The organism is Mesorhizobium ciceri biovar biserrulae, from assembly GCF_001618845.1.
In the GTDB taxonomy this organism is placed as follows: domain Bacteria; phylum Pseudomonadota; class Alphaproteobacteria; order Rhizobiales; family Rhizobiaceae; genus Mesorhizobium; species Mesorhizobium ciceri.
Genome location: NZ_CP015064.1, coordinates 238,073 through 260,133, shown reverse-complemented (window position 1 = coordinate 260,133; position 22,061 = coordinate 238,073). Strand labels below are relative to the sequence as shown.

At 64.2% G+C, this 22,061-nt stretch carries 22 protein-coding genes; 9 read left to right on the top strand and 13 right to left on the bottom strand.

Annotated elements, in window-relative coordinates; all coding sequences use genetic code 11:
- Nucleotides 1–122: 122 nt before the first annotated feature.
- From rplT to infC, 4 genes are all read right to left on the bottom strand, one after another.
- On the bottom strand, nt 123–524 hold the full coding sequence (gene rplT / locus A4R29_RS01305; RefSeq protein ID WP_013528310.1) for a 50S ribosomal protein L20: 402 nt from the start codon (nt 522–524) through the stop codon (nt 123–125).
- Between the two features lie 93 nt (nt 525–617).
- A complete protein-coding gene (rpmI, locus tag A4R29_RS01300; RefSeq protein WP_006201248.1) occupies nt 618–821 on the bottom strand; it encodes a 50S ribosomal protein L35 in 204 nt (67 codons plus the stop codon).
- Between the two features lie 181 nt (nt 822–1,002).
- Nucleotides 1,003–1,650, bottom strand: a complete 648-nt coding sequence (locus A4R29_RS01295; RefSeq protein ID WP_063169789.1) for a methyltransferase family protein — start codon at nt 1,648–1,650, stop codon at nt 1,003–1,005.
- 160 nt (nt 1,651–1,810) lie between these two features.
- Nucleotides 1,811–2,347 carry a translation initiation factor IF-3 gene (infC, locus tag A4R29_RS01290; protein ID WP_013528312.1) on the bottom strand — a complete coding sequence of 179 codons (537 nt, stop codon included), beginning with the start codon at nt 2,345–2,347 and terminating at the stop codon, nt 1,811–1,813.
- A 220-nt stretch (nt 2,348–2,567) separates the two neighbouring features.
- Between infC and A4R29_RS01285 the strand changes: the two genes are divergently transcribed.
- The 4 genes from A4R29_RS01285 (at nt 2,568) to A4R29_RS01270 (ending at nt 5,939) form a co-directional block, all read left to right on the top strand.
- On the top strand, nt 2,568–3,338 hold the full coding sequence (locus A4R29_RS01285; RefSeq protein ID WP_027161018.1) for an alpha/beta hydrolase: 771 nt from the start codon (nt 2,568–2,570) through the stop codon (nt 3,336–3,338).
- Nucleotides 3,338–4,480: a benzoate/H(+) symporter BenE family transporter gene (locus tag A4R29_RS01280; protein WP_013528314.1), complete on the top strand. Its 1,143-nt coding sequence runs from the start codon at nt 3,338–3,340 to the stop codon at nt 4,478–4,480. Before A4R29_RS01285 ends, A4R29_RS01280 begins: the two co-directional genes overlap by 1 nt.
- Nucleotides 4,481–4,597: 117 nt before the next feature.
- On the top strand, nt 4,598–5,080 hold the full coding sequence (locus A4R29_RS01275; protein WP_063169787.1) for a DUF2852 domain-containing protein: 483 nt from the start codon (nt 4,598–4,600) through the stop codon (nt 5,078–5,080).
- 100 nt (nt 5,081–5,180) lie between these two features.
- Entirely contained in the window at nt 5,181–5,939 is a 759-nt protein-coding gene (locus tag A4R29_RS01270; RefSeq protein ID WP_013528316.1) for a M48 family metallopeptidase, read from the top strand.
- Between the two features lie 5 nt (nt 5,940–5,944).
- Here A4R29_RS01270 and A4R29_RS01265 read toward each other — a convergent pair whose 3' ends face one another.
- Nucleotides 5,945–6,163, bottom strand: a complete 219-nt coding sequence (locus tag A4R29_RS01265; RefSeq protein ID WP_013528317.1) for a hypothetical protein — start codon at nt 6,161–6,163, stop codon at nt 5,945–5,947.
- Between the two features lie 112 nt (nt 6,164–6,275).
- Here A4R29_RS01265 and A4R29_RS01260 point away from each other — a divergent pair, with 112 nt between their 5' ends.
- From A4R29_RS01260 to A4R29_RS01240, 5 genes are all read left to right on the top strand, one after another.
- Nucleotides 6,276–6,935, top strand: coding sequence for a phosphoribosylanthranilate isomerase (locus A4R29_RS01260; protein ID WP_024501981.1), 660 nt, complete (start codon nt 6,276–6,278; stop codon nt 6,933–6,935).
- Between the two features lie 91 nt (nt 6,936–7,026).
- A complete protein-coding gene (trpB, locus tag A4R29_RS01255) occupies nt 7,027–8,277 on the top strand; it encodes a tryptophan synthase subunit beta (protein WP_013528319.1) in 1,251 nt (416 codons plus the stop codon).
- Between the two features lie 2 nt (nt 8,278–8,279).
- On the top strand, nt 8,280–9,119 hold the full coding sequence (gene trpA, locus A4R29_RS01250) for a tryptophan synthase subunit alpha (protein ID WP_027161022.1): 840 nt from the start codon (nt 8,280–8,282) through the stop codon (nt 9,117–9,119).
- A gap of 45 nt (nt 9,120–9,164) precedes the next feature.
- Complete coding sequence (gene accD, locus A4R29_RS01245) at nt 9,165–10,091, top strand: acetyl-CoA carboxylase, carboxyltransferase subunit beta (RefSeq protein ID WP_013528321.1); 927 nt, start codon at nt 9,165–9,167, stop codon at nt 10,089–10,091.
- Between the two features lie 118 nt (nt 10,092–10,209).
- Nucleotides 10,210–11,535 carry a bifunctional folylpolyglutamate synthase/dihydrofolate synthase gene (locus A4R29_RS01240; RefSeq protein WP_063171003.1) on the top strand — a complete coding sequence of 442 codons (1,326 nt, stop codon included), beginning with the start codon at nt 10,210–10,212 and terminating at the stop codon, nt 11,533–11,535.
- A gap of 63 nt (nt 11,536–11,598) precedes the next feature.
- Here A4R29_RS01240 and A4R29_RS01235 read toward each other — a convergent pair whose 3' ends face one another.
- From A4R29_RS01235 to tsaE, 8 genes are all read right to left on the bottom strand, one after another.
- Nucleotides 11,599–12,012 (bottom strand): type II toxin-antitoxin system VapC family toxin, encoded by a 414-nt coding sequence (locus tag A4R29_RS01235; RefSeq protein WP_013528323.1) that lies wholly within the window; start codon nt 12,010–12,012, stop codon nt 11,599–11,601.
- Entirely contained in the window at nt 12,009–12,257 is a 249-nt protein-coding gene (locus A4R29_RS01230) for a type II toxin-antitoxin system VapB family antitoxin (protein WP_013528324.1), read from the bottom strand. The genes A4R29_RS01235 and A4R29_RS01230 overlap by 4 nt, the downstream gene beginning before the upstream one ends.
- Before the next feature lie 108 nt (nt 12,258–12,365).
- The gene (locus tag A4R29_RS01225; protein ID WP_013528325.1) at nt 12,366–12,647 is read right to left on the bottom strand and encodes a cupin domain-containing protein; all 282 of its coding nucleotides are present in this window, start codon (nt 12,645–12,647) and stop codon (nt 12,366–12,368) included.
- Between the two features lie 128 nt (nt 12,648–12,775).
- Nucleotides 12,776–13,099, bottom strand: coding sequence for a thioredoxin (gene trxA, locus A4R29_RS01220; RefSeq protein WP_013528326.1), 324 nt, complete (start codon nt 13,097–13,099; stop codon nt 12,776–12,778).
- A gap of 76 nt (nt 13,100–13,175) precedes the next feature.
- On the bottom strand, nt 13,176–16,694 hold the full coding sequence (gene addA / locus A4R29_RS01215; protein WP_063171002.1) for a double-strand break repair helicase AddA: 3,519 nt from the start codon (nt 16,692–16,694) through the stop codon (nt 13,176–13,178).
- Entirely contained in the window at nt 16,691–19,825 is a 3,135-nt protein-coding gene (gene addB, locus A4R29_RS01210; protein ID WP_063171001.1) for a double-strand break repair protein AddB, read from the bottom strand. The genes addA and addB overlap by 4 nt, the downstream gene beginning before the upstream one ends.
- Nucleotides 19,822–20,550, bottom strand: coding sequence for a nucleotidyltransferase family protein (locus A4R29_RS01205; RefSeq protein WP_063171000.1), 729 nt, complete (start codon nt 20,548–20,550; stop codon nt 19,822–19,824). Before A4R29_RS01205 ends, addB begins: the two co-directional genes overlap by 4 nt.
- Nucleotides 20,547–22,058 (bottom strand): tRNA (adenosine(37)-N6)-threonylcarbamoyltransferase complex ATPase subunit type 1 TsaE, encoded by a 1,512-nt coding sequence (gene tsaE / locus A4R29_RS01200; RefSeq protein WP_063170999.1) that lies wholly within the window; start codon nt 22,056–22,058, stop codon nt 20,547–20,549. The genes A4R29_RS01205 and tsaE overlap by 4 nt, the downstream gene beginning before the upstream one ends.
- Between the last annotated feature and the right edge of the window lie 3 nt (nt 22,059–22,061).

Sequence of the window (22,061 nt, the reverse complement as noted above, 5' to 3'; positions counted from 1 at the left end):
CAAAGTGAAAGTCACTTCTAAAGTGAAATCACTCCAAGGATCAGGCAAAAGAAAAACCCGCGCCAGCCGTGCCAGCGCGGGTTCCCCAAATCAGAATTGCGAATGCTTGGGAAGCGCTGGTCTTAGGCGACAGCGCTTTCAAAAGCGTTCGGCGTGGTGTTCTTCAGATATTCGAGCGCCACCTTGGCCTTGGCGACTAGGGCCGCGAAAGCCTGCGGCTCGTGGATGGCCATGTCCGACAGGATCTTGCGATCGATCTCGATGCCCGACTTGTTGAGGCCGTCGATGAAGCGGCCATAGGTCAGGCCATGCTCGTGGGTCGCGGCGTTGATACGCTGGATCCACAGCGCGCGGAAGGAGCGCTTGCGGTTCTTGCGGTCGCGGTAAGCGTATTGCAGCGACTTTTCCACCGCCTGCTTGGCGATGCGGATGGTGTTCTTGCGGCGGCCGTAGAAGCCTTTCGCGGCTTTCAGGACCTTCTTGTGCTTGGCGTGCGAAGTGACGCCTCTTTTTACGCGTGCCATGTCATGATCTCCTTAAAAGCAATTCCAGGAAAAGTGCCTTGCGGTTTTCCGTTCGGAATTGCGTAAAACAAATGCGTGTCCGGACCGAATGCCTTAGAGGCCGTTCGGCAGAAAATTCTTGATGACCTTCTTGCCATCCGGTTCAGCCAGAACCATCGTGCCGCGGGCATTTCGAATGAACTTGTTGGAACGCTTGATCATGCCGTGACGCTTGCCGGCCGCAGCCGACAGGACTTTACCCGTACCTGTGATCTTGAACCGCTTCTTGGCGGCCGATTTGGTCTTCATCTTGGGCATTTTGCTACTCCGTATTGTTGGCGCACTATCGCGCTTCTTGTTCGCTTCAGGCCGACCAAAGCCCGAAAAGCAAATGAAACCGCCACGGCATGCCCTGCCGGGCGGTTTTCTTGAACGGCGGTGCTATACGTCAAAGACGGCCCGCGCGCAACACCTGTGGAGATGCGGCGCTGTGTCCTCGTCAGGGCAGCGTGAACCAGACCGGCAACATGCCTGACAGCTGGGCGCCGTCGATCAATTCGAAGGCCGGCAGCGCGATCAGAAACACCAGGCCGTCGAGCAGCGTGGTCAACAGCAGGCGCGGCTTGAAGTTTCCGGTATCGCCCTCCTGGTAGAGCGACAGTTTTGGGAAGAAGCGCGGCACCCGCGCCAGATAGGCCTGATACGGCGCGCCGAGCGCTTCCTTGAGGAACTTCTCCTCGCGCAGGATGACGATATGGAACGCCCCCGCGCACAAAAGCCCGAAGAGGATGATACCGGAGAACGAACCGATCTGCGCGCCGACACCGGCTGCGGCTACGGTCGAGAACACATAGAGCGGGTTGCGGGTGATCGAGTAAGGCCCGCCAGTCACCACCTCGGACGATTTGCGCCCGCCTATGTAGAGTGTCGCCCAAAGGCGGCCCACGATGCCGAGGAAAATCAGCAGCACGCCGAACATTTCGATCGTCTCGTGCACGGCTGTGTCGGGCGGAAACGTCGATTGGCCAAATAGCAATGCTGCAAACAGCACGACCACGAGAACGGCAAGCACTATGCGGCGCATATGCTGGTAATTGCCCAGCCCGCGTTTGAAGTCCACGTCCGAAACCTTGACTTCATCGACCATAGTGAATCCGATCGTCAGGAATTTTGCCGGCGATCGCAGCGTCTGAACAAGAAGAAGGCGTCCCGCCGATCGCCGGGACGCCTTGCGATGTGATTCAGGCGGATTTAAGCGCGATGGCCAAGCCTGACGTCATCGTGATCCTAGATACGCGCCGCAGATCTTAGCGCGGCGACAGCACCATCATCATCTGGCGGCCTTCGAGCTTCGGTTCCGCTTCGACCTTGGCAATCGTCGCCACTTCCTCGCGGACCTTGTTCAGAAGCTGCATGCCGAGTTCCATATGCGCCATCTCGCGGCCACGGAAGCGCAGCGTCAGCTTGACCTTGTCGCCTTCCTCGAAGAAGCGGCGAACCGCCTTCATCTTGGTCTCGTAGTCATGGCTGTCGATGTTCGGGCGCATCTTGATCTCCTTGATCTCGATGACCTTCTGGTTCTTGCGCGCCTCGGCCGCCTTCTTCTGGTTGGCGTATTTCAACTTGCCGAGATCAAGGATCTTGACGACGGGGGGCACCGCGTTGGGCGATATCTCGACGAGATCGAGTCCGGCCTCTTCGGCCAGCAGCAATGCGTCGTTGATGGAAACATCGCCGCGGTTCTGGCCTTCGGCGTCGATAAGCTGGACCCGGGGAACCCGGATGTCACGGTTGGAGCGCGGGCCATCCTTGGTCGGCGCCGCTGCTTTGAAAGGTCTGCGAATGGTCGTGGTCTCCTTGGCCGTTTCGTTCAGGATTTGTCAGTGTTGATGCATGGACGCGCCAATGTGGTGAGCGCGCGGGCGGAGTCAATAGCACAGCATTGACAGAAAATCACCCTGATCGCTGCCCTGCACCAAACAAAGAACATAGTGAGCACTTTTCGCCACGCCACCGACCGTGCCACAAGAATCCCGCGCCAGAAGAGGGCCTGAGGAAAAAGCCATGACCGCAACGCCCCCCGTCTTTATGGATGTCGACGGATCGCGCATCGCGGTGCGCCATACTGCTGGCTCTGCGCCCGGCATCGTCTGGCTCGGCGGCTACAAGTCGGACATGCTGGGCGCGAAGGCGCAGACGCTGTCGGACTGGGCGGCAAAAGAAGGCCGCGCCTTTCTGCGCCACGATTATTCCGGCCATGGCGAATCCGGCGGCGCCTTTGCCGACGGCACGATTTCGACATGGCTTGCACAAAGCCTTGCCGTGTTCCGGCATTTCACCAAGGGCAAACAGATCCTGGTCGGCTCCTCGATGGGCGCCTGGATCGCGCTGCGCATGGTGCAGGAATTGCGCAAGGCTGATGACAGCAACGTCGCCGGCCTGGTGCTGCTGGCGCCGGCACCGGATTTTACCGCTGAACTGATCGAGCCGGTGCTGACCAAGGCGCAGAAGCGCGATCTCGCCAAAAAAGGTTTCTTCGAAGAGCCGTCGGACTATTCCACGGAACCCTACATCTACACCCGCGCCCTGATCGAGGACGGGCGCGACAACCTGACAATGACAGGCCCGATCGACACCCATTGCCCGGTGCATATCCTGCAGGGCCTGGCCGATGCGGATGTGCCGGCAAGCCATGCACTGAAGCTGGTCAGCCTGCTGCCCGCCGACGACGTGACCCTGTCGCTGATCCCTGACGGCGACCATCGCCTGTCGCGACCGCAGGATCTCGACATGCTGGTGCGGGCCGTCGATGCGATGGCGCAGAGGGGAAACTGATGCGCCTTTCCATTCCGATATCCGCCTTCGTCGCGGCGATCGTCGGCTTCGGCGGCACGCTGGCCATCGTCATCGCCGCCGCCAACGCAGTCGGCGCGACGCAGATCGAGACGGCAAGCTGGGTGACGACGATCTGCCTGGCCATGGCGATCGAGAGCCTGTGGCTGTCATGGCGCACGAAAATGCCGGTCATCACCGCCTGGTCGACGCCGGGCCTGGCGCTGATCGCGGCATCGAGCGGCTTTTCGATGGGCGAGGCCGTCGCCGCCTTCATCGTCACCGGCGTCCTTCTGATCGCCACCGGGCTGTTTCGGCCCCTGACGAAGCTGATCTCGAGAATACCGCCTTCCGTCGCCTCGGGCATGCTGGCCGGCATCGTCGTCACCTTCGCGCTCAATGCGGTGAAGACCATTCCCATCGACCCGTGGCTGATCCTGCCGCTGATTGCAGCCTTCTTCGTCATCCGGCTGTTCAACCCGGCGCTATCGGTGCTGGCGGTGCTGATCGGCGGTGGCCTCGCCGCTTTCCTCACCGGCCGTGTCGGCGGCCTGCCGACACCGGAACTGTCGACGCTGACGCTGATTGCGCCTGATTTCACCGCCAAGGCGGTGATCGGGCTGGCACTGCCGCTCTATCTCGTCACCATGGCTTCGCAGAACCTGTCCGGCCTCGCCGTGCTGCGCGCCGCCGGCTACCATCCGGAGCCCGGCCCGCTGATCGGCGTCACCGGCCTGTTTTCGCTGCTGTCGGCGCCGTTCGGCGGCTCGACCACAAATCTGGCGGCGATCTCGGCCGCGATCTGCACCGGGCCGGACGTCCACCCCGACCCCGCCGAGCGCTGGAAGACCGGGCCGTTCTATGCGCTCGCCTATCTCATCTTTGCGATTTTCGGCGCTTCGCTGGTGGCGATCTTCGCGGTGCTGCCACAGAGCCTGATCGTACTGGTGGCGGGCCTGGCGCTGATGGCGTCGCTCGCCAACGCGCTTTCTATCGCGCTGAAGGAAGAGGCGGATCGCATGGCCGCCACCGTCACCTTTGTCGTCACCGCGTCGGGTCTGACGCTGTTCGGCGTTGGCGCCGCATTCTGGGGCCTGATTGCCGGGCTGGTCGTGCTTTTCCTCGATATGATCAAAAAGCGATAAACATTTCAGATGCTTGTCCGGATTTGGCGGACATTGTCTTGAATCGCCGTTTTTCTCTTCCCATTTCGATTCCACGCAGCCGGGTTTGGCTGTCTCCAACCGAAGGAATGGGAGAAAATGAACACATCCGCATTGATCCGTCCGGCCTGGACGCCGGCAACCATCGCGTTGATGGTTGTGGGTTTCATGGTGTTCTGGCCACTCGGCTTCGCCATGCTCGCCTACATCATCTGGGGCGACCGCCTCGATGGCTTCAAGCGTGACGTCAACCGCGCGACCGACGGCATCTTCGCCGGTTGCCGCCGCGGTTCCGACAAGGCCGCGCGCTGGGGCAATGGCTCCGCCCGCACCGGCAACGTCGCTTTCGACGACTGGCGCGAAAAGGAACTTGAGCGGCTGAACGAAGAGCGCCGCAAGCTCGACGAGATGCTGACCCAGTTCGACGAATACGCCCGCGAATTGCGCCGCGCCAAGGACCAGGACGAGTTCGACCGCTTCATGGCCAACCGCAACAAGTCGACGGCGCCGACGAAGACCGATCCGAGCACCGGAACGACGACCACCAAGCGTGGCAAGGGTTCGAACCTGCTTGACGACTGAGATCCGGCGACTGGTCACATCGTGAAAAAACGGCGTCGCGCGAGCGGCGCCGTTTCTTTTTTGTTCTAGTCGTTTTTCTCGAATCGCGTATCGTCCCGCCATGACTCTCGGCTTCTTTCGCAATCTGACAAAGCCCAAGCCCACGCCTGTCGTGGAGCGCGAATATTGCGTCGCCGGTCGCACGCTGCCGCTCAAGATCGTCGAGAGCGCCAGGGCGCGCCGAATGACGCTGCGTATCGATTCAGGCGGCCAGGGTCTGCGCATCACCGTGCCGCCAGGCCTGCGCCGCGGCGAAGTGGACAGGTTCCTCGAGCGGCATCAGGACTGGCTGGAGCAGCGACTGGCCAAGGTGCCGACGCGGCCGCAGGTGCGGCCCGGCATCAGGATCCCGGTACGCGGCGTGCCGCACCGCATCGTCCATGAACCGTCAAAGCGCGGCACCGTCACCGTGTCGCGCGACGAACGTGGTCCGCTCTTGATCGTGCATGGCGACCGCATACATCTGCCGCGCCGCCTCGCCGATTTCCTCAAGCGCGAGGCCAAGAAGGAAATCGAGAAGCTGGTGGCCAAGCACACCGAGGCGCTTGGCAAGCGCGCCAAGGCGATCCGCTTCAAGGACACGTCAAGCCGCTGGGGGTCATGCACCTCCGAAGGCAATCTGTCCTTTTCCTGGCGCATCATGATGGCGCCGTCGCCGGTCATCAACTATCTCGTCGCGCATGAAGTGGCGCATCTCAAGGAGATGAACCACGGCCCGAAATTCTGGAAACTGTGCGAAAAGCTCTGCCCCGACACCGATCGCTGCAAGGACTGGCTGAAGCGCAATGGCGGTGCGCTGCAGGCGATCATGTTCGAGTAGATCGCTCAATCGTCGTTGGCGGCGTTCAAGTCTTCGGGCCGCAACCCCTCATCGCCATGATGCGGCCACGGCAGGAAATTGCCGTCGAACTCATCGCCGCCGAAATAGTCGAGCGCGCGGTGCGCCTCGGCGCCATTGAAGGCGGCCTTGTCGATCAGGTGCGCGATGACCTCGCGCGCCTGCGCAATCTTCTGCCTGAGTTCGGCTACGGTTCTGTCGGCCATGATCGTGCTCCCGCCTTGCGTCCTGTCCATCCATAGGTAGCGCCTTTGGCCGTGCCGGCAAACAGCATGCTTTTTCTCGACTCTTATCGCTTTTCATGCCAATTCCCGCGCCATGGCACTCGACATCAAAATCTGCGGCTTGAAGACCGACGCGGCAATGGCCGCGGCGCTGGCCGGCGGCGCCAGCCATGTCGGGTTTATCTTCTTCGCCAAAAGCCCGCGCTATGTCGAACCTGCCGAGGCTGGCCGTCTGCGCGAGGCCGCGCGCGGCAAGGCGATGGCGGTTGCCGTCACCGTCGATGCCGGCGACGCCTTCCTGGATGAAATCGTTGCCAAAATGCAGCCCGACATGCTGCAGCTGCACGGCGCGGAAACGCCCGAGCGCGTCGCCGAGGTCAAAGCCCGCTATGGCCTGCCGGTGATGAAGGCGCTGCCGCTCAGCGAGGCCGCCGATCTCGAACGAATGAAGCCATTCATCGGCATAGCCGACCGGTTCCTGTTCGACGCCAAGCCGCCGAAAGGCTCCGAACTGCCGGGCGGCAATGGTGTTGCCTTCGACTGGCGCATTCTCGCCGGCCTTGACGGCGGCGTCGATTACATGCTTTCCGGTGGGCTCAACGCCGCCAATATCGGCGATGCCCTTCGGCTTGCCAACCCGCCTGGGATCGACATTTCTTCAGGCGTGGAAAGCGCGCCGGGCGTCAAGGATCCGGCGCTGATCGAACAGTTTTTCCGGGCCGTCAGGGCCGCGCGGAACACCCGCGCAGCCTAGTGGTGCCTCAAACCAGAGCATGTCCCGGAAAAGTGGGAACCGGTTTTCCGACAAGGACATGCCTCATAGTCAAGATGCCAGGAGATCGGCGATGAACAAGCCGGCGACACCCAATTCCTTCCGCACCGGGCCCGACGAACAGGGCATGTTCGGCATTTTCGGCGGTCGTTTCGTTGCCGAAACGCTGATGCCGCTGATCCTCGATCTGGAGCGGCACTGGAACGAGGTCAAGAACGATGCGGATTTCAGGGCTGAGCTGACTGACCTGTCGACCCACTATGCCGGACGGCCGTCGAAGCTTTATTTCGCCGAAGGCCTCACGAAGCATCTTCGTGAGGTTTCCTCGGCCAGGGGCCTCGCGGGCGGCGCGAAGGTCTACTTCAAGCGGGAGGATTTGAACCACACCGGTTCGCACAAGATCAACAACTGCCTCGGCCAGATCCTGCTGGCCAAGCGCATGGGCAAGAAGCGCATCATCGCCGAGACCGGCGCCGGCCAGCACGGCGTGGCCTCGGCCACGGTTGCGGCCCGCTTCGGCTTTCCCTGCGTCGTCTACATGGGCGCCACAGACGTTGCCCGGCAAAGCCCGAACGTCTTCCGCATGAAGCTGCTCGGCGCCGAAGTGCGCCCGGTGACCGCCGGCCACGGCACGCTGAAGGACGCCATGAACGAGGCGTTGCGCGACTGGGTCACCAATGTCGAGGACACCTATTACCTGATCGGCACCGCCGCCGGCCCGCATCCCTATCCGGAGCTGGTGCGCGACTTCCAGTCGGTGATCGGCATCGAGGCGCGGGCACAGATCCTCGAGCAGGAAGGCCGGCTGCCCGACACCATCATCGCCGCTGTCGGCGGTGGTTCGAACGCCATCGGCCTGTTCCATCCCTTCCTCGACGACAAGGAGGTCCGCATCATCGGCATCGAAGCCGGCGGTCGCGGTCTCGACGGCATCGAGCATTGCGCCTCGATGAATGCCGGCGCGCCGGGCGTGCTGCATGGCAACCGCACCTATCTCCTGCAGAATTCCGACGGCCAGATCATGGACGGCCATTCGATCTCGGCCGGCCTCGACTATCCCGGCGTCGGGCCGGAGCATTCCTGGCTGCGCGATTCAGGCCGGGTCGAATACGTGCCGATCCTCGATGACGAGGCGCTGGAGGCTTTCAAGCTGACGACGCGCGTCGAAGGCATCATCCCGGCGCTGGAATCGGCGCATGCCATTGCGCATGCGGTGAAGATCGTGCCCGCCATGGACAAGGACCAGATCGTCATCGTCAACCTGTCCGGCCGTGGCGACAAGGACGTGCACACGGTGGCCAGCATGCTGGGCATGGAGATCTGATCATGGCCACCCGCATCGACCGCCGCATGGCGAAGCTCAGGACCGAAGGCCGCCCGGCGCTCGTCACCTATTTCATGGGCGGCGACCCCGACTACGACACCTCTTTGTCGATCATGAAGGCGTTGCCGGGCGCAGGTTCCGATATTATCGAGCTCGGCATGCCGTTTTCCGATCCGATGGCCGACGGCCCGGCGATCCAGGCGGCGGGCTTGCGGGCGCTGAAAGGCGGCCAGACGCTGGCCAAGACGCTGAAGATGGCGGCCGACTTCCGCGCCGGCGACAATGAAACGCCGATCGTGCTGATGGGCTACTACAATCCGATCTACATCTATGGCGTCGACCGCTTCCTCAAGGACGCGATCGCCAGCGGCATCGACGGGCTGATCGTCGTCGACCTGCCCCCGGAGATGGACGAGGAACTGTGCATTCCGGCATTGAAAGCCGGCATCAACTTCATCCGGCTGGCGACGCCGACGACCGACGACAAACGCCTGCCCAAGGTGCTGCAGAACACGTCGGGCTTCGTCTATTACGTGTCGATGACCGGCATCACCGGCTCGGCACTGGCCGACACCGGCAAGGTAGCGGCGGCGGTCAAGCGCATCAAGGGCCACACCGACCTGCCGGTCTGCGTCGGCTTCGGCGTCAAGACCGCCGAGCAGGCCCGGGTGATCGGCGCCAATGCCGACGGCGTCGTCGTCGGCACCGCGATCGTCAATGCGGTGGCCAATGTGCTGGGGCCGAAGGGCGAGAAGACCGCCGATCCGGCCGAGGCCGTCGCCACGCTGGTCAGCGGCCTAGCGCAAGGCGTGCGCTCGGCCCGCCTTGCTGCTGCCGAATAGTTCTCCTACCTCTTCCCAATCCTCGTCAGGACAGGAGCCGAAGCGATGAACTGGATCACCAATTACGTTCGCCCGAAGATCAATTCGATGCTCGGCCGGCGCACCGACATGCCCGAGAACCTCTGGATCAAGGATCCGGAGACCGGCGAGATGGTGTTCCACAAGGACCTGGAATCGAACCAGTTCGTCATTCCGTCGTCCGGCCATCACATGAAGATCTCGGCCAAGGAGCGGCTGAAATTCTTCTTCGATGGCGGCAAATACGAGACCCTGGACAACCCCAAGGTGATGCAGGATCCGCTGAAATTCCGCGACGAGAAGCGCTATGTCGACCGGTTGAAGGACGCCAAGGCCAAGACCGGCCTTGAGGACGCGATCATCAATGCGCTGGGCACCGTCGAGGGTCTGCCGGTGGTGGTCACGGTGCAGGATTTCGCCTTCATGGGCGGCTCGCTCGGCATGGCCGCCGGCGACGCCATCGTGCACGGCTTCGAAGTGGCCCTGCAGCGCAAGCGGCCGCTGATCCTGTTCGCCGCTTCCGGCGGCGCGCGCATGCAGGAAGGTATTTTGTCCCTGATGCAATTGCCGCGGACAACGGTTGGTGTCGACCGGCTGAAGGAAGCCGGCCTGCCCTACATCGTCGTTTTGACCAACCCGACCACGGGCGGCGTGACCGCCTCCTACGCCATGCTGGGCGACGTGCACATCGCCGAGCCCGGCGCGCTGATCGGCTTTGCCGGACCGCGCGTCATCGAACAGACGATCCGCGAGAAACTGCCCGATGGCTTCCAGCGCTCCGAATATCTGATGGAGCACGGCATGGTCGACATGGTCGTATCCAGGCTGGAAATGCGTGAAACGATCGCGCGCCTGCTCAAGATGCTGCTCAAGCTGCCGGAAGAGCAAAAAACGCTGGAGCCGGAAATCCTGCCGCCGGCGGTGGTTGCCGCGGAAGCTCGGCCGCAAGCCTGAAGCGACACGAAGCGCCGCGACCGCGATTGCACGAGGGCTTCGGCGCGCTGTAGCCTTTGATTGCCATGGCCATCCGAAACCGATTCTGGTTTTCAGGCTCATGCGCTAGGATTCCACCATGACGACGCTTGCCGCCGACCGCGAAATCGAAGCCCTGATGGCGCTTCATCCGAAAGGCTTCGACCTTTCGCTCGACCGCATTTCGCGGCTGCTGGAGCGGCTTGACAATCCGCAGGACCGGCTGCCGCCGGTCATCCACATCGCCGGCACCAACGGCAAAGGTTCGTGCGCAGCCTTTTCACGCGCCCTGCTCGAGGCTGCGGACTACCGCGTCCATGTCCACACCTCGCCGCATCTGGTCAACTGGCATGAGCGTTACCGGCTGGCCGCCGATGGCGGCAGCAGGCTGGTCGAGGACAGGGTTTTCGCCGATGCCATTGCCCGTGCGGCCAGGGCCAATGAAGGCGAGATGATCACCGTCTTCGAGATCCTCACCGCCGTCACCTTCCTGTTGTTTTCCGAACACCAGGCCGACGCCGCCATCATCGAGGTCGGGCTCGGCGGCCGCTTCGACGCGACCAATGTCATCAAGGAGCCGGCCGTGTCGGTGATCATGCCGGTGTCGCTCGACCATGAGGCCTATCTCGGCGACCGTGTCGAACTGATCGCGGCCGAAAAGGCCGGTATCATCAAGCCCGGCTGTCCGGTGGTCATCGGCGCGCAGGAAAGCGAGACGGCGCTGCAGGTGCTGATCGAAACCGCCGAGCGGCTTGAATGCCCCACCTTCGTCTACGGCCAGGACTTCCTTGCCTTCGAGGAAAACGGCCGCATGGTCTACCAGGACGAAGACGGCTTGATGGACCTGCCGCCGCCCAGGCTGCCCGGCCGCCACCAGTTCGCCAATGCGGCGGCGGCGATCGCCGCGGTCAAAGCGGCCGGTTTCGAGATCAGCCATCGCGCCGCCGAAAAGGCGATGGTCAATGTCGCCTGGCCCGGCCGCATGCAGAAGCTCGTGCAGGGCCGGCTGGCCGAACTGGCACCCAAGGGCGCCGATATCTGGCTCGACGGTGGCCACAATCCGGGCGCCGGCGTGGTGGTTGCCGAAGCGCTGGCCGAGCAGGAAGAGAAGAACCCGCGTCCGCTGTTCCTCATCTCGGGCATGATCAACACCAAGGACCAGAGCGGCTATTTCCGTGCCTTCAAGGGCCTCGCCCGGCATGTCTACACGGTGCCGGTGAGCCTCAGCGAGGCCGGCGTGCCGAACGACGAACTGGCGATCCGCGCAACGGAAGCCGGGCTGACCGCCGAGCCGGTGAGTTCCGTCGCCAGCGCGCTGATGCTGCTGCGCGACACCTGGGACGGCCCGTCGCCACGCATCCTGATCAGCGGTTCGCTGTATCTGACCGGAGCGGTGCTGGCCGAGAACGGCACCCCGCCGACCTGAAGCAGGCACTATTCATGCCTTGAGTGGCTGCGGCGGCTGAGGCCGAACCTTGGCTTTCGACCTTCAGAAATCCCACGGTGAGATCAGATCAAGGCTGGTGGTGCCAAAGTCGCTGAGATTGCGCGTTGCCAGCCGGCCACCGTTCACGCGCGCTATCGCCGCAATCATGCCATCGGGGGCTGACATGCCGCGACCTTGGCGTGTCGCGGCCCCCATGATCTCGCCATAAGCCAAGGCAGCATCTTCAGTCAATCCAAAAATCCGGCCGGCAAATCGATGGCGCCACCGGGAAAGTCCCTGCTCCAGCCGATCGGCACGCTCATCAGGCCGTATTTTTTGGATGCCGAAGGCGATTTCAGCAATCGTCACTGTGGGAAGGGCCAGTTCAGCGTCATTGCGGACAAGCCACGCCAGGACAGCTTGGTCCGGCGCCTTCTTCAGACTCTCCGAAATCACGTTGGTATCGACGAAAATCAAAGCTCAAGTCCCGAATGAACCTGGCGGCCTTCGCGAATGATCTTTTCCAGATCGATGTCGGCGCCATGGTTTGCAGTCAAGCTGGCATAGAAGGTGGAAGCAGGTTCACGGCCAGCTTCACGAATTTCGTAGGATTCGAGCGCACGTTCGACCACATCGGCTATCGAACGATTTTCACGACGAGCAAGTCTATGAGCCAGGTCGCGTGCTTTTGCGCTTCGGACTGAGAGTTGTGGTTCGGCCATTTCGAACTCCCTTTTAGAACGGATATAGGCCGATCCACCGCTGCCATCAAGGTGGCAGTTGATGGCGTGCCATCACGCGGTGGATTTCCAGCGCATTGATAGGCGGCGTTACTTCAACTCTATCTCGATAAAGGCGTATTCGCCTTCATTGGCGTTGATGACGTCGTGCTCTACGCCCTCCTTGCGGAAATAGGGCGCGCCCTTCTTCATCTCGGCAAAGGATTCGCCGTCCTTGGTCAACAGCTTCACCTTGCCGTCCATCAGCGGTACGACGACATAGTCGTGGCCGTGGCGATGCCAGCCGGTGTTCTCGCCCGGCGCGAAGCGGTATTCGGTGACGATGACACGCTCGTTGTCGATGAAGACGGTGGCCTTGGCGGATCCGGTCATGGAGTTCTCCTGTCTGCCTCGAGCAGATGACATGGAGTGCCCGGATGCGAGAGCCAGAGCCACGCACCGATGACGCCAACAAAAAGCCCGGCGCGAGGCCGGGCTTGATACCAGGAATTTCAGATGGGTCAGGCGAGGTTGCCATTGATCCAGTGCGACAGCGCGGTCTTCGGCGCGGCACCGACCTTCATGTCGGCCATTTCGCCGCCCTTGAAGATCATCAGCGTCGGGATCGAGCGCACGCCGAACTGGGCGGCAAGCTCCGGATTCTCGTCGATGTTGAGCTTGGCGATCTTGACCTTGGCGCCAAGTTCGGTGGCGATATCTTCGAGCGCCGGCGCAATCATCTTGCAGGGACCGCACCATTCCGCCCAGAAATCGACGACGACCGGTACGTTGGCGTCAAGCACGTCAGCCTGGAAGTTGCTCTTGTCGACCTTCACGGTTGCCATATGGAAAAATCCTTTTGAAAGTTTTTGTCCCACCAAATGTGGTGGTGATCGCGCCCTTCTTCAAGCAGGTGTTGTGTCACGCTCCCGTGAGTCGAGCAAGGGCGTCGTCCATGGCGCTGGCAGGCAGTTCGATCAGCTGCGGCGCCTCGGTGAACAGCAAGGCCGCCTTGACCGTGCGGCCGGGATAGAGCGGCTGCAACAGCGCGCGGTAGAGCGCCAACTGCAGGACATAGGCCGGCGGCACCTCGGCCAGACTGGCGGGCGCCGGCCGGTTGGTCTTGTAGTCGACAATCGATACCGTGTCCGGCGTTACCGCCAGCCGGTCGATCTTGCCGGAAATCGAGCGCTTCTTGCCCTTGACCTCCAGGCTGCCCATGATCGCAACCTCGGCACGCGACGATGGCGCAAACAGCTGACCGAAGCCGGGATCGGCAAGGATCGATGTGACCGACGCCAGGGCCTTTTCACGCTCTGATGGCGGCCAGTCCGCACCGGTTCGCAAGAGATAGCGTTCTGCCGCTCCCGCACGTTCGGGCTCGGCAATACCGGGCAGCATCTGCAGCAGTTTGTGGAGGGCGAGCCCACGCAGCACGGCAAAGCCGGGCTCGGCGTCGGCGTCGAGCACCGGCGACGCCTTGTCGACAACGGCTTGCTTGCCTTCGTCGATCAGCGCCGAGGCGCCCGATGGCGACAACGGACGCGGCAGATCCTCGAAGGGCAGCAAGGGCCGGAACAGCGTCGCCGGCAAAGGCGCGAAAGCGTCGGCCTGCCGTACCTGCTCGGCGGAACTTGGCGCGACGGGGGGCAGCTTGGTGACATGGAAACGGTGCACCGGCTCGCCGCCGGCGGGATGCGCACGCTGCTCGCTCTCCGACGCGCCGATCAGCGCGCGGCTGACGATCGAGTGCCAGGTGCCGGCGTTCGGCGCCCGCTTGCCATGATAGCCGCAGACGATCAGCCGGTCCTCGGCACGGGTCATGCCGACATAGAGCAGCCGGCGGTATTCGTCGTCGGCGAGTTCCCGTGCCCTTGAGGCCGCTGCTTTCGAAAAACCGTTGGCGACCTCGCTGGCCGAGCGCCAGAGATAGCCCTTGCCGTCCCAGTTCGCGCCGGAGCCATCGAAGGGCATCAGGCGCGGCAAATGCTGGTCGCTGAACGGCGCGGAACCGCCATCGACCAGGAACACGACGGGCGCTTCCAAGCCCTTGGCGGCGTGCACGGTCATGACCCGGACCTCGTCGCGGGTCTGGTCCATCTCGCGCTTGATCTCGGGACCGGCGTTTTCCAACGTCGACAGGAAGGCTTCCAGCCCCGGCAGGCCGGTTCGCTCCTCGGCGAGGCAGAAGCTCAGGAACTCGTCGAGAATATCGCCGGCTTCGGGCCCGAGCCGCGCGATCATCTTGCGGCGCACGCCATCGCGCGCCAGCAGGGCGGCATAGAATTCGAACACCGGCTTAAACGCGGCTTCGTTCGTCCAGATGTCGACCTGGGCGACGATCTTCGCCAGTCTCTCGCTGTCGCCGGCGTGCTGTCGCAGCGACGCGATCAGCGACAGACCCGACGGCCTCTGCGCGGCGAGCATGAACAGCGTCTCTTCCGGCAGATCGAAGATCGGGCTGCGCAACACGGCGGCAAGCGACAAATCGTCCTGCGGCTGGATGAGGAGGTGACCGAGCGCGATCAGGTCCTTGACCGCGATGTGCCCGGGCAGGCTCAGCCGGTCGGCGCCGGCAACCGGAATGTCGCGGCGTTTGAGTGCGCGGGTCAGGGCATGGACGAAGCGATCGCGCTTGCGCACCAGCACCAGCACATCGCCCGGCCGCAGCCGCTTGCCGCGGCCCTCGATGATTTCGCCACTGCCGATCCAGCCGGCGATGGTGGCGGCGACGTTCTCGGCCACGCGCACCGCTGGCGCATGGGCATGGTCGATGGCTTGTGTCCAGTCATCTGGCTCATCGACGGCTTCAGCGCCGACCGACGGCCACACCTCGACATAGCCCGGCGCGTCGGTGCGGATCGCCTGGTGGCGAAGCGGATCGGGATCATGACTGATGCCGCGCCGCACGGCTGGATCGGCGAAGACGCGGTCGACCGCGGTCAGAACATCGTCGGTCGAGCGGAACGACCAGGTCAGCTTGAGATCGGCGAAGGACGCCTCGGCGTCACGCACTCGTCCGGCAAACAACAGCCGGCTGTCGGCGAAGGAGTCCGGGGCCGCACCCTGGAACGAATAGATCGACTGCTTCTCGTCGCCGACGGCGAACACCGTGCGATGGACCCTGTCGCGTGCGCCAAAGCCGGCAAAGAATTCCTCCGCCAGCCGTTTCACCACTTCCCATTGGTCCGGACTGGTGTCCTGCGCCTCGTCGAGCAGGATGTGGTCGATGCCCTGGTCGAGCTTGTACTGCACCCAGGGGCCGGCGTCCGGCCGCGCCAGCAGGTTGACGGTGCGGGTGATCAGGTCGTTGAAATCGAGGAAGCCGCGGCTGCGCTTCAGCATTTCGTAGCGGGCGATCAGCCAGTCGGCGATGGTCAGCGCGGCAGCCGTGCCTTCAAGCATCCGGAACAGGGCCAGCCGATCGGTGGTTTCGACTATGGCGTTGGCGGCCGAGAGATAACGCTCCGCCAGATCCGGCAACCGGTCGACCAGGGCCTTCTTGAAGGCCTTTGCCGGGTCGTAAGCGTCGCCATCGGTCTTGAGGAAGGCTCGCGCGAGCAGTTGCAGGCGGCGAATGGGATCGCCCTCGGCAAAAGCCTGCCGCGCATAGGGCAGGATGTTGTTCAGTACCGATCTGGCGTCGGTGGCCTCGGCGGCGTGGGCGAAGCCGGCAAAATAGTCGGGCAGGAAGCCCGGCAACGGCCATACCGAAGCGGCTATGCCCTCGGCTGTCTGGCCTGGATGGAAATGGAATTCGTCGAACAGGGCCTGGAAGTGCGTGCCATCGCGCCCGACCGCGTCGATGAAATGGCGCAAGCCGTCGCGCTTGCGCACAATCTCACCCAGCAAGGCGTCGAGCCCGGCTTCGCCGCCCCGATCGAGAATGGCGGCAAAAGCCTCGGCCAGATCCCTGTCACCGGCGGACGTGCCCGAAATCATCTCGCGGCGCGCCGCGGCAAACAGCGATGCCTCCATCTGGCCGTCGAGCATCTCGAAATGGGCCGGGATGTTGGCCTCCAGCGGGAACTGGTGCAGCACCGATTCGCAGAAGGCGTGAATGGTCTGGATCTTCAGCCCGCCGGGCGTTTCCAGCGCCTCGGCGAACAGGCGCCGCGCCCGGCGCATGGTCTCGAGATCGGGCCGGCGCCCCTCCAGCGCCTCGACCTTTGCCGCCAGATCCACGTCACCAAGCGTCGTCCACTCCGACAGTGTCGAAAAGACCCGGTTCGACATGTTGGCGGCGGCGGCGCGCGTATAGGTCAGGCACAGGATCTTCGACGGATCGGTGCCGCGCAGCAGCAGCCGGATGACGCGCTGCGCCAGCACATGGGTCTTGCCGGAGCCGGCATTGGCCGACACCCAGGCGGAATTGCCGGGGTCGGCGGCGCGGGCCTGGCTGGTCGCGGTGTCGCTGGGAATGGGATAGGCCTTCTTCATGCCTCCCCTCCCTCGTCGCCGCCATCCCCGCCTGCCGACCATTCGAGCACGCGGGCAAGATGGTCGTAGTCGCCATCCGTCTCGCCTTCGCGGAACGGCAGCGCGCGCGACAGATACCCGGTCGCAGGGTCTGCATAGTGGATCAGCAGCTTTTCCAGCCGTGCCCAAGCCTCTTCGGCAAGATCGGTCGCGGTTCGCGGCTGGCGGTTGTGTTCGAGGATGGATTCCTCGAACACCTCGCCATTCGGCTTCAGCCTGATGAAAGCCAGCTGAGAGGGCTCACGCACGCCCAAATCCTTGAAGGCGCCGCGCCTGAGCAGCGCGCCCTCCAGCGCCAGTTGCGGCGCAAGCAGTGTGTGCGCCTGCGCCTTGGACGGCGAGGAGCCGGTCTTGTAGTCCAGTATGTCGGCCATGCCGCCGGCCAGAAGGTCGACCCGGTCGGCGTAGCCGGACAGCGTCACGCCGGACTGGCCGACAACGGTCTTTCCGGCGCGCTCCTCGGCATGGCGCCTTGTCACAGCATCAGCGCGCGTGCGCTCCCACTCGATGATGTTGGCGGCGAGTTTTTCGAAGCGCGGCCACCACACCGCCTCGACGTCGGCCGGAAGGGCGGCTTCGGCAAAGCAGGCGCGGCCGGCGGCGATGAGGCCCGCAAGCGCATCGGGAGCGCGCGGATCGGCGACGCTGCCTGAGAACAGGTACAGGATGGCGTGAAACAGCGTGCCGCGCTCGGCCGCACCGGGGTCGCGAATAACCAGATCGAGCGGCATCAGGCCGAGGATGCGTCTTGCATAGACGGCGTAGGGATCACGGCGCAGGGTCTCGATCTCGGTGACCGAGAAATGCGTCGGGCGCACCGACAGCGGCGGCTTCGGCTGCGGCCGTGGCGCGAAATCCTGCCTTGGGCCGGTATCGAGCGCGCGCGCCCAGGTAAGCAATTCGTCGCCGCGCCGGCGCAGCGCGGCCGCCTGGTCATTACCTATGAAGGTGAGCAGCCGCTGAAGCCAGCGCGACGGCACGGCGGGTGCATCGCCGGCACGTGCCGAGCGGGACAGAACCACCTTCCCGGCGCCCATGGCCATCTGGAAATCATGCGCGGCAAGGCCGATACGCCGCTCGGGCGGCTCGAGGTCGATGCCGGTCTTCATCAGCCGCGACATGAAGCGGTCGCTCTCTGGCTTGCGCGGCCATACGCCCTCGTTGAGCCCGCCGATGACCAGCGTGTCGACCGTCTGCAACCGGGCTTCCAGCGCGCCCCAGATGGCGATGTTCCGGTCGGTGCCTTGTGCCGGCTTGACCGTTTCAGGCGCGATCAGCGCCGCCATGATGTCGGGCCACTCGGTCGCCGCGAAGGACAGCGAAGCCGAAGCCGCGACCAGCCCGCGCAGCAGTTCGGCAAGCTTCTCGCCGGCGTCACCGGCATAGATCTCGCCAAGACCCCCGTCGGCGGAGCGGCCGAGATTTTCGAGTGTCACGACACTGGCCCTGACAAGCGCGGCAAGGTCGGCGTCATCCCGGCCTCGGAAGGCTGCGAGCGGCGCCAGCGCCTGCTTGAGACGTTCGAGCAAATTCCGCGCAGTTTCGATAGAGCGCACGGTCAGCCGGGAAAACCAGAAGGGCTGTCGGCTGCCGCCGCCCAAGCCGGTGAGGCGGGCTTCGAACAGTTCCGGTAGCGAAACGATGTCGGGGCGGCCTGTGCCGCCGCGCAACGCCACCAGTTCGATCAGCTCCGCCGCGTGGCGCACATCGGCCCGTTCGAGGCCGAGGCCGAGCAGCGGATGCTTGAGCAGCGACAGCAGGCCAACCGGATCGCCTGGCCGGAACAGTGCCTCGAGCGCCAGCCTGAGCAAGCTGGCCGCCGGGGTGTTGGCGAGCGGTGTGCCACCGGAATCGTCGGCAACGACGCCGAAGCGCTGGAGCTCGATCGAGACGCGCCGCGCCAGCGCGCGGTCGCCGGTGACGAGAGCCGCCCTTTGGCCGGGCTGTTCGACCGCGCGCCTGAGCGCGACGGCGATGGCGACGGCCTCATCACGTTCGCTGGCGGCTTCGAGCAAGGTCACCTCGGCGAAGGCGCCGGCAATGTCGGACGCCGGGAAACCGGCACGTGTCTCGGCCCAGAGTTCGGTGGTTTCGGCCGGCCGCAGCGCTTCGCCGACAAGGGCAGCGCGAAGCGCACGTCGCGGTTCGGCCACGCCAATCTCCTCGACGTCGCCGCGCAATACGCCGATCTTGCCGATCAGCCTGGCCAAGCCATATTGCGGGTGGCCGAGTACGGCTGGACGCGCGCCAGGCGCGGCAATCGCCTGGAACGACGCTTCGTCCAGCGTCCGGTCGAGACCCGGCAGCACGATGGCGCCGCCCGGCAGGCGCGCGATCGCGGCAAGCAATTCGGCCGTCGCTGGTATCGAGCCGGTCGAGCCTGCGGCGATGACCGGGCCGGCAGGCGGATTGCGCTGCAGCCGCGCCGCCTCGGCGCGGATCAGCGCGCTGCGATGCGCGGCCGGATTGGAGCGGTCGCTTTCCGCGAGGAATTTCGGCCAGGCTTCGGTGACGATGCCAAGGAATTCGAGCGTCACCTGCCACCATCCGGCAAGATTGCCGGTCACCAGATCGGTGAGCTTGGCCCAGTCGGTGCCTTCCGTCTCGATCTCGTCCATCAGCCGGGCGAGATCGCGCGCCAGCCAGATCGCGTCGGCGGTGGAAGCCGGGATGACGATCTCCTCGGTGAAAAGGGCGGCGACATGCGCCGGCAGCCGGCGTTTCCAGGCGCGCACCAGCGGCGTCAGCAGCAACAGGCGTTCGGTTGCCGAAATCGGCGGCGCCAGATCGATGGCCGCCGATGCCTCGGTCTCGAACGCGGCCTCATCCTCGTCGAATTCGCCGAGTGGCCGGATGACCGGCAGGATCGCCGAGCCGCCGCCGCCGCGTGCCGCCAGGCTGTCGACGAAGACACCCCGCAAGGCACGCGCGGCACGGCGTGTCGGCACATAGATAGTGACATCGACCAAAGCGAGCGGGTCGCCGTCGAATCGAAACCCCGGAACAAGACGACCGGCAAGCAGCGCCTCGGCAAGCGTCGGCAGAAACGGCGCTCCGGGCGGGATCGAGAAAACGCGGCTGGAGCCGCTCATTGCGACTCGATGAGCGCACCGGCGACCGCCGCTTCCGCGAGCGGTACGGCATCGGGCGTGCCGACGGTGATCCAGTGGCCATGCAGGGGCATGCCGAACAGGCGCCCTGCGGCGATGGCGGAATCGAAATAGGCGTTGAGCGAGTGCGGCCCGGCCGGTGCGCCCTTGAACAGGCGCGGATGGACGATCGCCGCGCCGGCATAGATCAGCCCCGCCGGATCCCCCTTTGAACGCCGCAAGCCGCCATCCGGCGCCACCAGGAAATCGGTGCTGCCGCAGTGTCCGGTCGCCTGTTGGAGATCCGCCAGCATCAGCAGAATATCCATTTTCGCCGCGTCCCATGCAAGGGCGAGGCGCTGGAGATTGAGAGGACCGTCATCGATCCAGAAGGTGTCGGCATTGAGGATGTAGAAGGGTCGCTCGCCCAGTTCCGGCAGCGCCTTGACGATGCCGCCGGCGGAATCGAGCAGTTGTTCGCTCTCATCGGAAATGACGATTTTTGGCGCGCGGCGGGCGGCGACATGGGCGAGGATCTGTTCGGGAAAATAGTGGACGTTGACCACGGCCTTCGCGACACCGGCGGCAGCCAGGCTGTCGAGGCTCCAGTCGAGCAACGTCTTGCCGGCAATCCTGACCAGCGGCTTGGGAATGGTGTCGGTAATCGGCCGCATGCGTTTGCCAAGGCCGGCGGCAAGTACGATGGCGGTGTCCGGTCCTGCTGTCACAGCGCTCGCTCCTCCAGCAAACCGTGGGCGTCGTAGAACTCGCGCAGGCTTGCCAGCGCCGGATGAGACAAGGCCCGGCGCAGATAATCGCGAATGCGCGGCAGGTGTTTTAGATAATAGGGCTTGCCGTCGCGCTTTTCGAGGCGGACGAAGATGCCGAGGATCTTGGAATTTCGTTGCGCCGCCATGATGGCGTAGGATTCCAGGAAGCTTGCCTCGTCGAAAGCACCGGCTGCGTGGCGCGCCGCGACATAGGCATCCAGCGTCTTTCTCTCGATCTCGGGCGACATCGTAACACGCGCGTCCATGGCCAGCGAGGCGACGTCATAGGCGGACGGGCCGATCAGCGCATCCTGGAAATCGACGATGCCCAGCCGATCATGCCCTGAACGGTCGCCGCGCCAGATGATGTTGGGCGAATGAAAGTCGCGCAGCATCAGCGTATATTCGCGGCCGTGCAGCCGGTCGAGGAGCGCGCCCCATTGCTTGTGGTAGCCGGCGCGCAAGGCACCGCTTGCCGGGCTGCCCGTTATTGCCGGCACGTACCAGTCGACCAGCAGATCGGCCTCGATCATCATGGCCTCGCGGTCGCAAGGCGGGACATCGTGGAAGCCGCCATGCCCTGTTTCCAGGCGCTGCGGCCAGGTCCTGCCATGCATCATGGCCAGCAGCTCGGCCGCCGCCGCGCAGCGCTCGGGCAGCGGCTGGCCATCGCTGCCGAGGAACCCTTCCGAGCCAAGATGCTCGAGTAGCAGGAATCCCTGCTCCTGGTCCTCGGCATGGATTTCCGGAACGCTGACGCCGCCTGCCCTTAAGGCGCGGTCGATGGCGACGAAAGCGGAAACCGACTGGGCGGTGTGGGCGATCTCGGCATAGGGCTTGCCGTCGCGGACCGGCGGGCCGAGCACCAGCCGTGGCGAGTTCATCAGCACTTGCGGCTTTTGGCCCGGCAGCGAAACGATCTCGTAAGAGCGGGCAGAAGCATCGCCAATGAAATGGCGGCGCTGCGCTTGCGCCCAGCCGGCGCTCACGAGAAAGTCGCGCATGGCCAGCGACCGTGCGGCCCGATCGAAGGCAGGTCCCTGCCCCGACAATCGTGCCAGCCGGCCGTTGCCATGCTGGACGAGCTCGATCAGGACCGTGGTTTTCGGCAGATGGGCTTCCGCCCGCTCCGGCCATTCGACCAAAGCAGCACCTTGCGCCAAGGCTTCGTCGAACCCAAGCTCATCGATCTCGTCGGCCGAGGACAGGCGGTAGAGATCGAAGTGATGCACCGGAATGCGGGTGTCGTAGCTCTGCACCAGCGTGAAGGTCGGGCTCGGAACGTCGAGGCCGGCATCGTCGGCCAAGGTCCTGATCAAGGCCCGCGCCAGCGTCGACTTGCCGGCGCCCAGATCGCCCTTCAGGGCAAGCACGTCGCCTGGGCGCAGCGACAGCGCCAGATCTTCGCCCAGCCGCGCTGTCTGGGTCTCGTCGGCGAGTAATCGCTCCAGCACCAATCCGGTCATCGA

Coding starts and splice junctions, on each gene's coding strand:
- rplT (WP_013528310.1), bottom strand. CDS start 524: ATGGCACGCGTAAAAAGAGGCGTCACTTCGCACGCCAAGCACAAGAAG.
- rpmI (WP_006201248.1), bottom strand. CDS start 821: ATGCCCAAGATGAAGACCAAATCGGCCGCCAAGAAGCGGTTCAAGATC.
- A4R29_RS01295 (WP_063169789.1), bottom strand. CDS start 1,650: ATGGTCGATGAAGTCAAGGTTTCGGACGTGGACTTCAAACGCGGGCTG.
- A4R29_RS01285 (WP_027161018.1), top strand. CDS start 2,568: ATGACCGCAACGCCCCCCGTCTTTATGGATGTCGACGGATCGCGCATC.
- A4R29_RS01280 (WP_013528314.1), top strand. CDS start 3,338: ATGCGCCTTTCCATTCCGATATCCGCCTTCGTCGCGGCGATCGTCGGC.
- A4R29_RS01275 (WP_063169787.1), top strand. CDS start 4,598: ATGAACACATCCGCATTGATCCGTCCGGCCTGGACGCCGGCAACCATC.
- A4R29_RS01270 (WP_013528316.1), top strand. CDS start 5,181: ATGACTCTCGGCTTCTTTCGCAATCTGACAAAGCCCAAGCCCACGCCT.
- A4R29_RS01265 (WP_013528317.1), bottom strand. CDS start 6,163: ATGGCCGACAGAACCGTAGCCGAACTCAGGCAGAAGATTGCGCAGGCG.
- A4R29_RS01260 (WP_024501981.1), top strand. CDS start 6,276: ATGGCACTCGACATCAAAATCTGCGGCTTGAAGACCGACGCGGCAATG.
- trpB (WP_013528319.1), top strand. CDS start 7,027: ATGAACAAGCCGGCGACACCCAATTCCTTCCGCACCGGGCCCGACGAA.
- trpA (WP_027161022.1), top strand. CDS start 8,280: ATGGCCACCCGCATCGACCGCCGCATGGCGAAGCTCAGGACCGAAGGC.
- accD (WP_013528321.1), top strand. CDS start 9,165: ATGAACTGGATCACCAATTACGTTCGCCCGAAGATCAATTCGATGCTC.
- A4R29_RS01240 (WP_063171003.1), top strand. CDS start 10,210: ATGACGACGCTTGCCGCCGACCGCGAAATCGAAGCCCTGATGGCGCTT.
- A4R29_RS01230 (WP_013528324.1), bottom strand. CDS start 12,257: ATGGCCGAACCACAACTCTCAGTCCGAAGCGCAAAAGCACGCGACCTG.
- A4R29_RS01225 (WP_013528325.1), bottom strand. CDS start 12,647: ATGACCGGATCCGCCAAGGCCACCGTCTTCATCGACAACGAGCGTGTC.
- trxA (WP_013528326.1), bottom strand. CDS start 13,099: ATGGCAACCGTGAAGGTCGACAAGAGCAACTTCCAGGCTGACGTGCTT.
- addA (WP_063171002.1), bottom strand. CDS start 16,694: ATGAAGAAGGCCTATCCCATTCCCAGCGACACCGCGACCAGCCAGGCC.
- addB (WP_063171001.1), bottom strand. CDS start 19,825: ATGAGCGGCTCCAGCCGCGTTTTCTCGATCCCGCCCGGAGCGCCGTTT.
- tsaE (WP_063170999.1), bottom strand. CDS start 22,058: ATGACCGGATTGGTGCTGGAGCGATTACTCGCCGACGAGACCCAGACA.